The sequence below is a fragment of the Gracilibacillus xinjiangensis genome (assembly GCF_042651765.1).
Lineage (GTDB): Bacteria > Bacillota > Bacilli > Bacillales > Amphibacillaceae > Gracilibacillus > Gracilibacillus xinjiangensis.
Genome location: NZ_JBHSDT010000008.1, coordinates 866,114 through 881,052, shown reverse-complemented (window position 1 = coordinate 881,052; position 14,939 = coordinate 866,114). Strand labels below are relative to the sequence as shown.

Here is a 14,939-nt window from a genome sequence, read left to right as displayed (position 1 = left end):
AAGTAATATTTTGCGTTTACTTTTTGATTAACTTTACTATTTAGGGGTGATACAGAATGAATATACCAAATAAAATTACGATCTCAAGAATTATGCTAATACCTTTTTTTATTTTATTGTTATCCTATCCGTTTGATTGGGGAACAGTTTCACTAGGTACAACAGATATACCGCTAACTCATTTTATTGCTGTTATTATCTTTGCAGTTGCATCTGCTACAGATTGGTTAGACGGTTATTATGCAAGAAAATACAATTTAGTGACAAACTTAGGTAAATTTCTTGATCCAATGGCGGATAAGCTGTTGGTTTCGGCTGCATTTATATTATTAGTAGCACTGGGAATGGCACCAGCATGGATTGTTATTGTAATAATTAGCAGAGAATTTGCGGTAACTGGACTAAGACTTGTTGCAGCTGGTGAAGGAATCGTACTTGCTGCAGGTCAGCTGGGAAAACTTAAAACAGTTATTCAAATTGTGGCAATCATTGTTTTACTATTGCACAACTTCCCATTTAATAGTATTGGTCTTCCTGTCGGTGATATATTGTTATATGCTGCCTTAATTATTACAGTCATTTCAGGAATTGAATATTTTATTAAAAATTGGCATGTGATGGAGGATTCGAAATGATAACACCAATTAAAGCAGAAATCATCTCTGTTGGAACGGAGTTATTACTAGGCCAAATTTCTAATACAAATGCCGCCTGGATGTCTGAAAAATTAGCGGACAGAGGTATACCTGTTTATTATCACAGTGTTGTTGGTGATAATTTAGAGCGACTGACGGATGTATTTAAATTGGCAAACAACCGATCAGATATTGTTTTTATAACAGGCGGGCTTGGTCCAACAGAGGATGACTTGACGAGAGAAGCTTTTCAAAAAATGACTGGGATCCCAATCGTAGAGGACCAGGAAACTATTCAAAAAATGGAAGACTATTTTACGAAAATAAATCGTATAATGACTCCAAATAACCGTAAACAAGCAAATGTATTTGCTGGTTCCCGCGTTATTCAAAACTCTGTGGGGATTGCCCCTGGAATTATAATCGAATATGATACGACAATATATTTGTTTATGCCAGGTGTACCTAGAGAAATGAAATCATTAATGGATGAATATATGCTGCCATTTTTAACTGATAAATTTGCTTTGCGTGATGTTATCTTTTCCAGAATGTTACGCTTTATAGGTATTGGGGAGTCCCAACTGGAGCATGAATTACAGGATATAATCACAAGTCAAACAAATCCTACCATTGCACCATTAGCATCAGAGGGGGAAGTGGCATTAAGGTTATCAGCTAATGCTCAAACAAAGGATGAGGCAATTAAACTAATTGATGAGACAGAATCAAAGTTGTTAGAACGAGTAGGAAAATTTTTGTATGGTTATGATAATGATACAATCGAGAGTAAAGTTTTTGATTTGTTACGGGATAAACAATTAACCATTTCCAGTGCAGAGAGTTTAACAGGCGGAGCATTTGCAGCATCCATCGTTGATATGGAAGGTTCCTCAGCAATATTTAAAGGAGCAGCAGTTGTTTATCAGACAGATGCCAAATTAGATGTACTTGATATTCCACAAGATTTAATTCATCAATATGGTACGATTAGTGAAGAATGTGCGGTGGCAATGGCTGAACAAGTAAAAACCCTTTATAAAAGTAATATAGGAATTAGCTTTACAGGTGTCGCTGGTCCAAGTTTACAAGAAGGGAAAGAAGTGGGAACAGTACATATTGCAATTTATGATCAGCTGCATAACATACATCACTTTCCATTGCATTTTAATGGTGATCGGGAAACAATCCGAAGAAGATCTGTGAAAAAGGCATTTGAGCTGTTATACCAGCAGTTAAAAAAATAAAAAATGCAAAAAAGCACTTTCTAACATAAAGTTAGCAGAAAGTGCTTTTTTTAAATGAGAGAATGCTAACATTCGAATCATTTCCATTTATAAAAAAAGGGAACATTTATTCGTTTATTGCTTGTTAAATATGTGAAAACATTGTAAGATAGTACTAGTGATAAAAAGGAGGAATAATTGAATGAGTGATAGAAAACAAGCCCTTGATCAGGCGTTAAAACAAATAGAGAAACAATTTGGCAAAGGTTCAATTATGAAACTGGGAGAGTCAGCAGAACAAAAGGTGGCTACTGTTTCTAGTGGATCGGTTACTTTAGATGTTGCATTAGGTGTAGGCGGTTATCCGCGTGGTAGAGTAGTAGAAATTTATGGTCCGGAATCTTCTGGTAAAACGACAGTGTCTCTTCATGCAATTGCTGAAGCGCAAAGAGCAGGCGGACAGGCAGCTTTTATTGATGCAGAGCACGCACTAGACCCTGTGTATGCCAGAAAATTAGGAGTTAATGTTGATGAACTATTATTATCTCAACCAGATACTGGAGAACAGGCACTAGAGATTGCTGAGGCATTAGTTCGTAGTGGGGCAGTTGATATGGTTGTAATTGACTCTGTTGCAGCATTAGTTCCGAAAGCAGAAATTGAAGGCGAGATGGGAGATTCTCATGTTGGGCTTCAAGCACGACTTATGTCACAGGCATTAAGAAAATTATCTGGCGCGATTAATAAATCAAAAACAACGGCAATTTTTATTAACCAAATCCGTGAAAAAGTCGGCGTTATGTTTGGTAATCCGGAAACAACTCCTGGGGGACGTGCATTGAAATTCTACTCATCTGTCAGACTGGAAGTGCGTAGAGCAGAAACATTAAAAATAGGCAATGAGATGGTAGGTAACAGAACAAGAATTAAAGTGGTTAAGAACAAAGTTGCGCCACCATTTAAACAGGCAGAAGTTGATATTATGTACGGTGAAGGAATTTCAAGAGAAGGTGAGATACTTGATATTGCTTCAGACCTAGATATTGTCTTAAAAAGTGGTGCATGGTATTCCTATAATGAAGAACGACTTGGTCAAGGACGAGAGAACTCTAAGCAATATTTAAAGGAACATCCGCATATTGCTGAAGAGATTTATCTTGCAATCCGTACACATTATGGATTAGATGAAGAAGTCGCTGCAGGTGATGACGTTGAAGAACAAGCTTCACTTTTGGATGAAAAAGCATAATACACATGAATGAAATTGCTGGATGTTGGCAAAGCTGTTAAGATTGCCGCATCCAGTTTTTTTATTATTTCAAAAAAACGTTTGCATACATTTCTGATAATATTACCAATATACAAAATTGACCTTCTTGTTGATTATGGAATAAAATCCTACATTCCTTGACATCAACTGTATTCACGATTAAAATTAAAATGTATAATCTTAAAAATTGTTATACATTATATTTAAATTAAAGTATTCATTGTACATGCCGACTGAAAAAATTTGTACAAGTTTATAGCAAGAGGAGGTGAAAGTATGGATACACTGTTCACAATTATCATCTCCATTTTGCTTACATTTGTCGGTATTGTTGTTGGTTATCTGATTCGAAAAAGAATTGCAGAGAAGAAGATTTCGAGTGCAGAGGAATTAGCAAAACAAATTGTTGAAGAAGGCTATAAAAATGCGGAAGTAGCGAAGAAAGAGGCGTTACTTGAAGCAAAAGATGAAAATCATAAAATTCGTCAACAAGCTGAACAAGAGCTTCGTGAAAGAAGATTAGAAATTCAGAAGCTTGAAAGTCGTCTCATGCAAAAGGAAGAAAATCTTAACCGAAAAGATCAAACGTTGGACAAGCGTGAACTAATGTTAGAGAAGAAAGAAAGTTCGCTAACGGAAAAACAACAACAAATTGAAGAAATGGAAAGCAAAGTTGGAGCAATGTTAAGCGAGCAACAAGCAGAATTAGAACGGATATCTGGTTATACGACTGACCAAGCTAAACAAGTTATTTTACAACGTGTCGAAGAAGAAGTCACTCATGAAACTGCACTAATTATTAAAGAAGCTGAGAACAGAGCAAAAGAAGAGGCAGATAAGAAAGCGAAAAATATTCTTTCTCTTGCCTTACAACGCTGTGCTGCAGATCATGTCGCTGAAACGACTGTTTCCGTTGTAAATCTTCCGAATGATGAGATGAAAGGTCGAATAATTGGTCGAGAAGGTCGAAATATTCGTACACTTGAAACATTAACAGGAATTGATCTTATTATTGATGATACTCCAGAAGCTGTAATACTATCTGGGTTTGACCCGATTCGACGAGAAATTGCCCGAATTGCATTAGAGAAATTAGTGCAAGATGGCCGTATCCACCCTGCAAGAATTGAGGAGATGGTGGATAAGTCAAGGCGAGAAGTGGATGAGTATATTCGTGATTATGGTGAGCAAACTACATTTGAAGTTGGCGTCCATGGTCTGCATCCGGATTTAGTGAAAATTCTCGGGCGTTTAAAATACAGAACAAGCTATGGTCAAAATGTTTTAAAACATTCAACGGAAGTAGCCTATTTATCCGGACTATTAGCTGCTGAGCTTGGAGAAGATCAAACACTTGCAAAACGTGCAGGCCTCCTGCATGATATCGGTAAAGCAATTGACCATGAAGTGGAAGGCAGCCATGTTGAAATTGGTAAAGAACTTGCAAGTAAATACAAAGAAAATGATGTTGTCATCAATGCGATTGCCTCACACCATGGGGATGAGGAGGCAACATCAGTCATTTCTGTTATTGTCGCTGCAGCTGATGCGTTATCAGCAGCAAGACCTGGAGCTAGAAGTGAAACACTTGAGAACTACATTAAGCGATTAGAGAAACTGGAAGAAATCTCTGAATCTTATGATGGTGTAGAAAAATCATTTGCAATACAAGCTGGTCGTGAAATCCGAATTATCGTTAAACCTGATGAGATAGATGATATTGAAGCAGCGAAAGTTGCGAGAGATATTAGAAAACGAATCGAGGATGAGTTGGATTATCCAGGTCATATTAAAGTAACAGTAATCAGGGAAACAAGATCTGTCGAATATGCGAAATAAAGTGGCCATTTTTGGTCACTTTATTTATTAACAGAGTTTTTTATACAGAAAGGATATTTCACATGAGAATTTTATTTATCGGAGATATCGTTGGATCACCTGGAAGAGAAATGGTGAAAGAATATTTACCGAAGTTGAAAGCCAAATACCAACCACATATTTCCATAGTTAATGGAGAAAATGCTGCGAGTGGTAAAGGCATTACAGAAAAAATATATAAAAACTTGCTCGAATGGGGTGCAAATGCCATTACGATGGGAAACCATACTTGGGATAAAAAAGACATTTTCGAATTCATTGAGGATGCCCCATATATGGTTCGTCCAGGCAACTTACCAGTAGGTACACCGGGTAATGATATTGTTTTTATCAAATCAAATGGCAAAGAGATAGCGGTTCTAAATTTACTTGGTAGAACTTTTATGCAGCCTGTCGATGATCCGTTTAGAAAAATTGATGAACTAATTGAAATTGCTAAAAAGAGAACGAACATCATTTTTGTCGATTTTCATGCAGAGGCTACAAGTGAGAAACTAGCTTTCGGATGGTATTTAGACGGAAAAGTAAGTGCTGTTGTCGGCACGCATACTCATGTTCAGACAGCAGATAACCGAATTTTACCTAATAAATCGGCCTATATAAGTGATGTAGGTATGACAGGACCTTATGATGGTATTTTAGGAATGGAACGGGAAGCTGTTCTAAAGAGATTTCTTACGGCATTACCAGTAAGGTTTGAAGTTCCTAAAGAAGGGAGAACGCAATTAAGTGCTGTCCTTATTGATATTGATTCCTCTACTGGACGGGCAAATAATATAGAGAGAATTCAAATTAATGAGGATCACCCATTCTTCTCTTAACATGGTGAAATAGTAAGGTACATTAGGAAAAGATTTGAATTTCTGCATGGAATGGTTCATAATAAAAAGGAATATCTTTCATGTAAAAGAATATAGTAAAAGTGGGATAACAATAGGAATTGAAGGAGGTACCAGGAATGGACATATTAAAAGTTTCAGCAAAATCAAATCCGAATAAAGTAGCAGGCGCACTTGCAAATGTCGTAAGGGAACGTGGTTCAGCAGAAGTTCAGGCAATTGGTGCGGGTGCACTAAATCAAGCAGTGAAAGCAGTTGCTATCGCCCGTGGTTTTGTGGCTCCGAGTGGAGACGATCTCATTTGTATTCCAGCTTTTACTGATATCATGATTGATAATGAAGAACGTACAGCAATTAAATTAATAGTTGAACCTAGATAATATTTACGAAAGTTACCTGTTTGTTTTAGGACAAACAGGTTTTTAAATGGGATGAAAGAGGAGGATTAGATTGATAGATTGCCATTGTGATGCCCTATGGAAGATTTGGGAACATGGTTATGATTTTTATAATGACCCGAGACTTGCAGTTAATTATTCAAAGTGGATGAAAAGTGATGTGAAGGTACAGTGTTTTGCAATTTTTGTTCCACCAAATGTACCGACTGAAGCTAAATTTGCGGCAGGTTTACAGATGGTAGATACTTTTTACGAGAAAATTATTAAACCATATCCGAACGTCAAACTGGTGATTAATAAGCAGGACATCCTTACACTGGCAGACAATGAAAGGGGTGCCATGCTAACATTAGAAGGTCTTGATTTGATCGGTTATGATATATTTAAGCTGCGGACATTAATACGTTTAGGTGTTCAAATGATCGGTCTTTCGTGGAATACTCCAAATTTAGCGATAGACGGAATTATGGAAAATCGAGGGGCAGGCCTTACTGAATTTGGTCATGAAGTTATTCAACTGGCTAATCAGGAAAATATATGGGTTGATTTAGCACACGCTTCATATAAAGGATTCTATGAAGCAATCGAACTTGCGGACCATCCTGTAGCCTCCCATGCAAATGTACGTGCCATTGTTAACCACCCTAGAAATTTAGATAATCAACAGATTATTACTTTAACCAATAAAGCGGGATTTATTGGGATAAATTTTGTGCGGGAATTTGTTGCAAATAGCAGCAGTGCGGAATATGAGGATGTCTTCTTACATATTAAGTACTTATTAGAATTAGGTTTAGAAGACTATATTGTTTTTGGATCAGATTTTGATGGTAGTGATGATCTTGTTTATGGACTTTCATCCATTTCAGACTACCCGAAGTTTAACAAGTACTTAGAGGGAAAGTTGCCTTACAGGCTTATTGAAAAAATGAAATGGGAGAATTTTATAAAAAAAATCCCTTGCTAAAAAGTGATTTGCCTTTGTAATTCGATAGCTTATCCCATATAATAGATGAGGTAGATTTGATTAGGGGTAAGAAAGGAGACATAATATGAACGAAAAACAGCGATTGGAAAGTCAACAAATCAAACAAGCTAATTCGTCGGACGTAAAATCCGAAACGGATAAAAATCTAAATCGGTTAAAAAAATTATCAAGCGATGAGTTGATTTCTAAATATTTCCAAACAACATATGAACCGCCTAACTTGAAAAAAGCAAGGAGCCGTCGTAAAAAAGATGTCGATATTCATTACGACTTCGATATACCATTAGAGATGAAAGCGGTAGGAAAAGGGAAGAAGTTTTTGATCCGCACATATGGTTGTCAGATGAATGAACATGATACAGAAGTTATGGCAGGAATCCTTACAAACATGGGATATGAATCTACAGATGATACAAATGATGCAGATATTATTTTACTAAATACATGTGCCATTCGTGAAAATGCTGAAAATAAAGTATTCGGTGAAATTGGTCACTTAAAACCTTTGAAACTAGAAAAACCAGATTTAATTCTTGGTGTTTGTGGCTGTATGTCTCAGGAAGAATCTGTTGTAAACCGCATCTTAAAAAAACATCCATTTGTTGACATGATTTTTGGGACACATAACATTCACCGTTTACCTAAACTAATTAATGAAGCGATGTTTGGTAAAGAGATGGTTGTCGAAGTTTGGTCCAAAGAAGGCGACATTATCGAAAATTTACCAAAAGTTCGGAATGGAAAAATTAAAGCATGGGTTAATATTATGTACGGATGTGATAAATTCTGTACTTATTGTATCGTTCCATATACGCGCGGTAAGGAGAGAAGCAGACGTCCAGAAGATATTATCCAAGAGGTACGCCATCTGGCAGCACAAGGATATAAGGAAATTACCTTGCTTGGTCAGAATGTTAATGCCTATGGTAAAGATCTAGACATCGATTATGGTCTTGGGGACTTAATGGATGAGATTCACAAAATCGACATTCCCAGAGTTCGATTTACAACATCACACCCACGTGACTTTGATGATCGCCTGATTGAAGTCCTGTCAAAAGGTGGCAATTTACTAGACCATATTCACTTACCAGTCCAATCTGGAAGCTCTGAAATCCTGCGTGTTATGGCACGTCGCTATACAAGAGAAGATTATTTAGAACTTGTACGTAAAATACGTGAAGCGATGCCAAATGCCACTTTAACAACCGATATAATTGTCGGCTTCCCGAATGAGACAGATGAACAGTTCGAAGAAACGATCTCATTAGTCGAAGAAGTAGGTTTTGAAAGTGCGTATACATTCATTTATTCACCAAGAGAAGGAACACCTGCAGCGAAATGGGAAGACAACATCCCAATGGAAGTAAAGAAAGCTCGTTTGCAGCGTCTGAATGCTCTTGTCAATAAGCAGTCAGCTGAAGCGATGGAAAAATATCATGGTCAAACGGTCAAAGTTTTAGTTGAAGGGGAAAGTAAAAAAGATCCAGATGTACTATCTGGGTACACAGAAAGAAATAAGTTAGTCAATTTTAGAGGACCAAAATCTATTATCGGAGAAATTGTTGAAGTGAAAATTACTAATACAAAAACTTGGACATTAGATGGTGAATTGGTTGAGTCAGTAGTTGAGGTGAATTAAAATGGCAAAGTATACAAGATCTGAAGTTATTGCTGAAGCACATAACTTAGCAAAAATGATGGCAAATATTGAGGAAATTGACCGTTTTAAACAATTGGAAGCAAAGTTAAATGATAACAATAAAATTCAAGCTACAATTAAGAAGATTAAAGCACTGCAAAAACAAGCAGTGAATTTCCAAGCATATGGTAAAGAAGAAGCTTTGAAACGAGTGGAGAAAGAAATCGACCGTTTAGAGGCGGAGATTGATGCAATCCCTGTGGTACAAGAATTTAAAGAGTCACAGGTTGTCATAAATGACCTCCTCCAATTAGTATCAAACACAATTGCTAGAGAAATCACAAATGAAGTGATCCGCTCAACTGGTGGCGATGTGCTGGCAGGAAAAACAGGATCGACTAAAGGACATCATTGTTAATATGTATATAAAAAGATCATGGCATAAATCCATGATCTTTTTTTTGTGAAACAGTTGGAGTTAATCAGAACCTACTGACATTAGAGAGGCTTACTAATAGACTGTAAATAGAAATTACTAACATGAGATTGGCGACACAAAAATACAGAACTGAAAGTATTACAAAGTTTATATAATAAGATATTTTATTATTTTATCTGATTTTCAGTCCATTCACTATTGAATGTATAACGCACATACTGATTATGTATCGACTGTGCGAATTTCAGTGTTATTTAGTATTACATTAGGATTTATCTTCCTTTTATGTACACATTTCTAGGCATTTGCATAGGATGAATTAGAATCTATGGCCTGTTAACTTTTTAGAAATGAATAGGCACTATAGGTGAATATCTCGCATAAGATGGATTGAAATGAAAGGGAGGTTAACATTCGATGTCTTTTCTTGATCAGCAATACAGGGAAATTATTACAAAGGCGGTTATTGGTAAAGGAAGAAAGTTCAATCAAGAAACGAATATCATTACACCAACTCATAGACCCTCAAGTATATTAGGATGCTGGATTATCAACCATAACTATCATGCAAAATTAGTAAAAAAGGATACAGTAGAAATTTACGGAAGCTATGAAGTGAATGTATGGTATGCATACAATGACAATACGAAAACAGAAGTAGTATCAGAGCGTGTTGAATATTGTGACACAGTAGCACTCTCGATTCGTGATAAACATCAGCTAGGTGATGACTGTGATGTTGTAGCGAAAGTGATTCAGCAACCAAATTGCTTAGAATGCACCATTGATACAAAAGGAAACAGAATAAAAGTTGACGTTGAACGAGAATTCCTAGTTGAAGTTATTGGTGATACAAAAATTTGCGTCAAAGTGGATCCGAAAGGAAAAGTATATGAGGATGATGACTGGGATCTGTCCATATCTGATGAAGAGTTAGAGACACTAGATCCGGATTTTTTGGCCAATAAAGAGGAAGAAGAATAATACTTACAGTGTGGAGTAGACCACACTGTATTTTTTTAATTGTGCTAAAGGAGGTTAGTTTCTAAAAATACTACACAATGCCAAGTATTTCAAATATAACTTCTGATAATAAATATAATTGCTGATATGTTATAATGATCCAAGAATAGTTATAGATTTTGGAGGATAAAGAATGGGTTACACGCCAATGATGCAACAATACTTAAAAATTAAAGCGGATTATAAAGATAGTTTCTTATTTTTTCGTCTAGGTGATTTCTATGAAATGTTTTTCGAAGATGCGAAAAAAGCTGCTGAAGAACTAGAGATTACTTTAACAAGCAGAGATGGGGGAAAAGACGATCGGATTCCCATGTGTGGTGTTCCACATCATTCTGCAGAAAATTATATAAAAGCATTAATCGAAAAAGGATATAAAGTAGCAATTTGTGAACAAGTGGAAGATCCAAAAACTGCAAAAGGTGTAGTAAAACGTGAGGTTGTCCAATTAATTACGCCAGGTACAATAATGGAAGGCAACATGCTAGAAGATAAAGAAAATAATTATTTGGCAGCATTATATTCCATTAATAATCAAACTTTTGGATTTGCTTATACAGATATGTCTACAGGAGAAACCTCTGCCATGAAAATGGTTAATGGATGGCCCTCTGTCTTGAGTGAAATCTATAATCGGCCGATTAAGGAAATAGTTATTGAAGACAAATTAGATGAATCATTTAAAAACGATTTAATAGATAAAATGCAGTTGACCTTGTCATATGTAAACGATCAAACACAGCTTCCTGATCAAATGATACCATTGATTGAGGGAGTAAATGATGAATTGTTACAACATGCATGTAAAATATTGTTTCAGTATTTGTACCATACCCAAAAACGATCCATTGATCATTTGAAAAAAGCACAAGTTATTGAATTAGAAGAATATATGACTTTAGATATGTATTCCAAACGAAATTTGGAAATTACCCATTCCATGATGAGAAATGAGAAGTATGGCAGTCTTTTGTGGGTAATTGACCGAACTGTTACAGCAATGGGTGCAAGAAAATTAAAAAAATGGCTGGAACGACCATTACTTTCTCGGCAGCATATTAATAGAAGACTTGATATGGTTACAGGTTTTTATGATCAATTTATGGAACGTGAAAGTATACGTGAATCATTACGGTCGATCTATGACTTAGAACGTTTATCAGGACGCGTATCTTTTGGTAATGTGAATGCACGTGATCTATTGCAATTAAAAAATTCACTTTCCAAAATACCTTCTATCAAGCAGTTATTAAATGAATTTAATCACCAGGTCATAAAAGATTTAGCTGATAAGATTGATCCATTACAAGACTTGAAAATGTTGCTCGAAAAAAGTATTGCAGAAGATCCTCCCATTTCCATAACAGAAGGCAATATATTAAAAGATGGGTATAACGAGAAATTAGACCAATACCGGCATGTATCACGAAACGGGAAGGATTGGATCGCTGCACTTGAAAGACAGGAGAAAGAAAATACAAATATTAAATCATTAAAAATTGGCTACAACAAAGTTTTCGGCTATTATATTGAAGTAACAAGAGCCAATTTACATCTTGTTCCAAATGACCGTTATGAACGCAAACAAACATTAACAAATGCAGAGAGATATATCACAAATGAATTAAAAGAGAAAGAGGCATTAATTTTAGAAGCGGATGAAAAAAGTGTTGATCTGGAATATCAATTATTTTTATTAATTCGTGACAAAGTAAAAGCTTATATTCCAGCATTGCAAAAGCTTGCAGATTTAATAAGTGAAATTGATGTATTGCAAAGTTTCGCTACAGTAAGTGAAGAGAATAATTATATTAGACCAACTTTTTCCGAGGCACATCAAGTGAAATTAGAAGAAAGCCGTCACCCGGTTATAGAGAAAGTGATGAAAAGTGAATCCTTTGTGCCTAATGATATTCTGCTTGATGAAGATAAATTTATGTTACTAATAACTGGGCCGAACATGTCGGGTAAAAGTACGTATATGCGCCAACTAGCGTTGACTATTGTAATGGCACAAGTTGGTTGTTTTGTTCCTGCTAAAACTGCAGAATTAGCTGTTTTTGATCAAATATTTACTAGAATTGGTGCGGCAGACGACCTTGTTTCGGGTCAAAGTACGTTTATGGTTGAAATGCTTGAAGCCAATCACGCCATCCATCATGCAACAAGTAAAAGTCTTATTCTATTAGATGAGATTGGCCGCGGTACGAGTACGTATGATGGTATGGCACTTGCTCAAGCGATAATGGAATATATTCATAACAATATTGGTGCCAAGACATTATTTTCCACTCATTATCATGAATTAACTAGTTTGGAAGAGAATCTTAATGGGTTAAGAAATATCCATGTTCGAGCGGAAGAAATTAATGGAGAAGTCGTATTTCTGCATCAGATCCATCAGGGTGCTGCAGATGAAAGCTATGGTATACATGTTGCTCAATTGGCAGGTCTGCCACAAGTGCTCATTGACCGTGCAAATCTGATTCTCACCCAATTAGAAACAAAAAGTGGTGAAAGTGTATCACCAGAGCAGAAAGTTGTGTTAACAAGCCAACAAGAACAAATGACGCTATTTGTGGAAGAGTCTAGTGACTCTAGTAAACAAGTGAAAAAAGAGGAAGATAATATTATAGCAATGATAAATAAATGGGATATCCTTGAAATGACCCCAATGGATGCAATGAATAAGCTGTATGATCTACAGAAAAAAGTGAAAGGAATGAAGGGACGGAAATAAATGAAAATAATTGAACTTCCAGATTATCTAGCTAATAAAATAGCTGCAGGTGAAGTAGTCGAACGTCCGGCATCTGTTGTAAAAGAGCTTGTGGAAAATAGTGTTGATGCAAAAAGTGATTGGATCAAAATAGATATAGAAGAGGCTGGCCTTCAATCAATTAAAATTACTGATAATGGTGTTGGTATCCCTCATGACCAGTGTAAAAAAGCTTTTCTTCGTCATGCGACAAGTAAAATTAAAAATGAAAATGATCTTTTTCATGTAAAAACACTTGGTTTTCGCGGGGAAGCATTAGCAAGTATTGCAGCAGTTAGTCGTCTCCGGATCCAGACTTCGACTGGTGAGGAAGCAGGTACTGTTTTAGAAATAGAAGGAGGACATTTGCAATCAGATGCTAGAAGTGATGCTAGACAAGGAACAGAAATCCTTGTCCGGGATATCTTTTTTAACACACCGGCAAGATTAAAATATCTGAAAACTGTTCATACGGAATTAGGTCATATTACCGATATTATTAATCGCATGGCACTTTCCCACCCGAAGATAAGATTTGAATTAACCCATAATGGACGAAGAATATTTCACACAACGGGTAAAGGTGACTTAAGGCAAATCGCCGCAGCCATATATGGAATGTCTGTTGCGAAAAATATGATCCCAGTATCAAAGCAAACGACAGATTACTCGATTAATGGCTTCATCGTCAAACCTGAAGTAAACCGAGCTTCAAGAAATTACATTACAACAGTAGTTAATGGCAGGATTATACGTAACATTGGACTAGCAAGAGCAATTACGGAGGGATATCATACATTATTACCAATTGGCAGACAACCGATAGTAATATTAAATATTGAAATGGATCCTATTCTTATTGACGTGAACGTCCATCCAACTAAATTAGAAGTAAGGTTCAGTAAAGAGAAGGAACTTTTTACTGCAGTGGAAGAAATGATTAAGGAAGCATTCCATAAGCAGACATTGATACCATCAGGCAGCCAGCCAAAACCTGAGAAACAAAAGTCTTTTCAAAACAGTTTTGATTTCCAAACTTCTGAGAAAAAGCCAATAACAGCAAGTGTTAAGACCGAAGCAGAGGAATTAGCAGAGCACAGTAATAAAAGCATACTGAAGGTAAATGAGCCAGCTGCCAATCATGTAACGGATACACTAGAAGAAAGTGCCCTGACGGAAATAGAAGAAAAAACAGGTATTAATGGTAATACACCGGGAGATATACCGGAAGAAAGAGAGCGGATTCCAGTGTTGTATCCAATCGGTCAACATCACGGCACCTATATTATTGCGCAGAATGAGGATGGTTTATATATTATTGACCAACATGCTGCACAAGAAAGAATTAAATATGAATATTACCGTGACAAGATTGGGGAGGTAGAAAGTGAACTGCAAGATCTGCTTGTACCAATCACCTTTGAATTTACAGCCCAGGAAGCATTAATTATTAAACAATATGATATAGAGCTACAAAAAGTAGGGTTATTTTTTGAAAATTTTGGCCAAAATGCTTATATTGTGAGGACACATCCAACGTGGTTTCCAAAAGGGGAAGAGGAAGAGACTATCCGTGAAATGGTTGATCAATTGATTAGAGAACAAAATATCAATCTTCATAAACTGCGAGAAGATGCTGCTATTTTAATGTCATGTAAAAAGTCGATAAAAGCGAATCATTATCTTAACAGTAATGATATAGAACGATTATTAAACGATTTACGAGCATGTGAGGAGCCATTCACATGTCCGCATGGCAGACCAATCATCATTAGATTTACTAAGTATGAAATGGAGAAAATGTTTAAGCGAGTTATGTAATGGATGAATTTATTGATTAGAT

12 protein-coding genes are annotated in these 14,939 nt (G+C 36.1%); all 12 read left to right on the top strand.

What is annotated here, in order from left to right:
* Positions 1-56: 56 nt before the first annotated feature.
* The 12 genes from pgsA (at position 57) to mutL (ending at position 14,917) form a co-directional block, all read left to right on the top strand.
* Positions 57-635 carry a CDP-diacylglycerol--glycerol-3-phosphate 3-phosphatidyltransferase gene (gene pgsA, locus ACFOY7_RS15715; protein ID WP_390253251.1) on the top strand — a complete coding sequence of 193 codons (579 nt, stop codon included), beginning with the start codon at positions 57-59 and terminating at the stop codon, positions 633-635.
* Positions 632-1,882, top strand: a complete 1,251-nt coding sequence (locus ACFOY7_RS15710) for a competence/damage-inducible protein A (protein WP_390253249.1) — start codon at positions 632-634, stop codon at positions 1,880-1,882. Before pgsA ends, ACFOY7_RS15710 begins: the two co-directional genes overlap by 4 nt.
* 181 nt (positions 1,883-2,063) lie before the next feature.
* Positions 2,064-3,110: a recombinase RecA gene (recA, locus tag ACFOY7_RS15705; protein WP_390253247.1), complete on the top strand. Its 1,047-nt coding sequence runs from the start codon at positions 2,064-2,066 to the stop codon at positions 3,108-3,110.
* Positions 3,111-3,407: 297 nt separating this feature from the next.
* Positions 3,408-4,970, top strand: coding sequence for a ribonuclease Y (gene rny, locus ACFOY7_RS15700; protein WP_390253245.1), 1,563 nt, complete (start codon positions 3,408-3,410; stop codon positions 4,968-4,970).
* Between the two features lie 62 nt (positions 4,971-5,032).
* Positions 5,033-5,830, top strand: coding sequence for a TIGR00282 family metallophosphoesterase (locus ACFOY7_RS15695; RefSeq protein ID WP_390253243.1), 798 nt, complete (start codon positions 5,033-5,035; stop codon positions 5,828-5,830).
* A 137-nt stretch (positions 5,831-5,967) separates the two neighbouring features.
* Positions 5,968-6,228: a stage V sporulation protein S gene (locus ACFOY7_RS15690; RefSeq protein WP_089738033.1), complete on the top strand. Its 261-nt coding sequence runs from the start codon at positions 5,968-5,970 to the stop codon at positions 6,226-6,228.
* 70 nt (positions 6,229-6,298) lie between these two features.
* The gene (locus ACFOY7_RS15685) at positions 6,299-7,213 is read left to right on the top strand and encodes a dipeptidase (protein ID WP_390253241.1); all 915 of its coding nucleotides are present in this window, start codon (positions 6,299-6,301) and stop codon (positions 7,211-7,213) included.
* An 85-nt stretch (positions 7,214-7,298) separates the two neighbouring features.
* The gene (gene miaB, locus ACFOY7_RS15680) at positions 7,299-8,876 is read left to right on the top strand and encodes a tRNA (N6-isopentenyl adenosine(37)-C2)-methylthiotransferase MiaB (RefSeq protein WP_390253239.1); all 1,578 of its coding nucleotides are present in this window, start codon (positions 7,299-7,301) and stop codon (positions 8,874-8,876) included.
* A 1-nt stretch (position 8,877) separates the two neighbouring features.
* Positions 8,878-9,294, top strand: a complete 417-nt coding sequence (locus ACFOY7_RS15675) for a YlbF/YmcA family competence regulator (protein WP_390253237.1) — start codon at positions 8,878-8,880, stop codon at positions 9,292-9,294.
* 438 nt (positions 9,295-9,732) lie between these two features.
* Positions 9,733-10,299 (top strand): outer spore coat protein CotE, encoded by a 567-nt coding sequence (locus ACFOY7_RS15670; protein WP_390253235.1) that lies wholly within the window; start codon positions 9,733-9,735, stop codon positions 10,297-10,299.
* Positions 10,300-10,471: 172 nt separating this feature from the next.
* Entirely contained in the window at positions 10,472-13,078 is a 2,607-nt protein-coding gene (mutS, locus tag ACFOY7_RS15665; RefSeq protein WP_390253234.1) for a DNA mismatch repair protein MutS, read from the top strand.
* On the top strand, positions 13,079-14,917 hold the full coding sequence (gene mutL, locus ACFOY7_RS15660) for a DNA mismatch repair endonuclease MutL (RefSeq protein WP_390253232.1): 1,839 nt from the start codon (positions 13,079-13,081) through the stop codon (positions 14,915-14,917).
* The last annotated feature ends 22 nt before the right edge of the window (positions 14,918-14,939 follow it).

Coding starts and splice junctions, on each gene's coding strand:
- pgsA (WP_390253251.1), top strand. CDS start 57: ATGAATATACCAAATAAAATTACGATCTCAAGAATTATGCTAATACCT.
- ACFOY7_RS15710 (WP_390253249.1), top strand. CDS start 632: ATGATAACACCAATTAAAGCAGAAATCATCTCTGTTGGAACGGAGTTA.
- recA (WP_390253247.1), top strand. CDS start 2,064: ATGAGTGATAGAAAACAAGCCCTTGATCAGGCGTTAAAACAAATAGAG.
- rny (WP_390253245.1), top strand. CDS start 3,408: ATGGATACACTGTTCACAATTATCATCTCCATTTTGCTTACATTTGTC.
- ACFOY7_RS15695 (WP_390253243.1), top strand. CDS start 5,033: ATGAGAATTTTATTTATCGGAGATATCGTTGGATCACCTGGAAGAGAA.
- ACFOY7_RS15690 (WP_089738033.1), top strand. CDS start 5,968: ATGGACATATTAAAAGTTTCAGCAAAATCAAATCCGAATAAAGTAGCA.
- miaB (WP_390253239.1), top strand. CDS start 7,299: ATGAACGAAAAACAGCGATTGGAAAGTCAACAAATCAAACAAGCTAAT.
- ACFOY7_RS15675 (WP_390253237.1), top strand. CDS start 8,878: ATGGCAAAGTATACAAGATCTGAAGTTATTGCTGAAGCACATAACTTA.
- ACFOY7_RS15670 (WP_390253235.1), top strand. CDS start 9,733: ATGTCTTTTCTTGATCAGCAATACAGGGAAATTATTACAAAGGCGGTT.
- mutS (WP_390253234.1), top strand. CDS start 10,472: ATGGGTTACACGCCAATGATGCAACAATACTTAAAAATTAAAGCGGAT.
- mutL (WP_390253232.1), top strand. CDS start 13,079: ATGAAAATAATTGAACTTCCAGATTATCTAGCTAATAAAATAGCTGCA.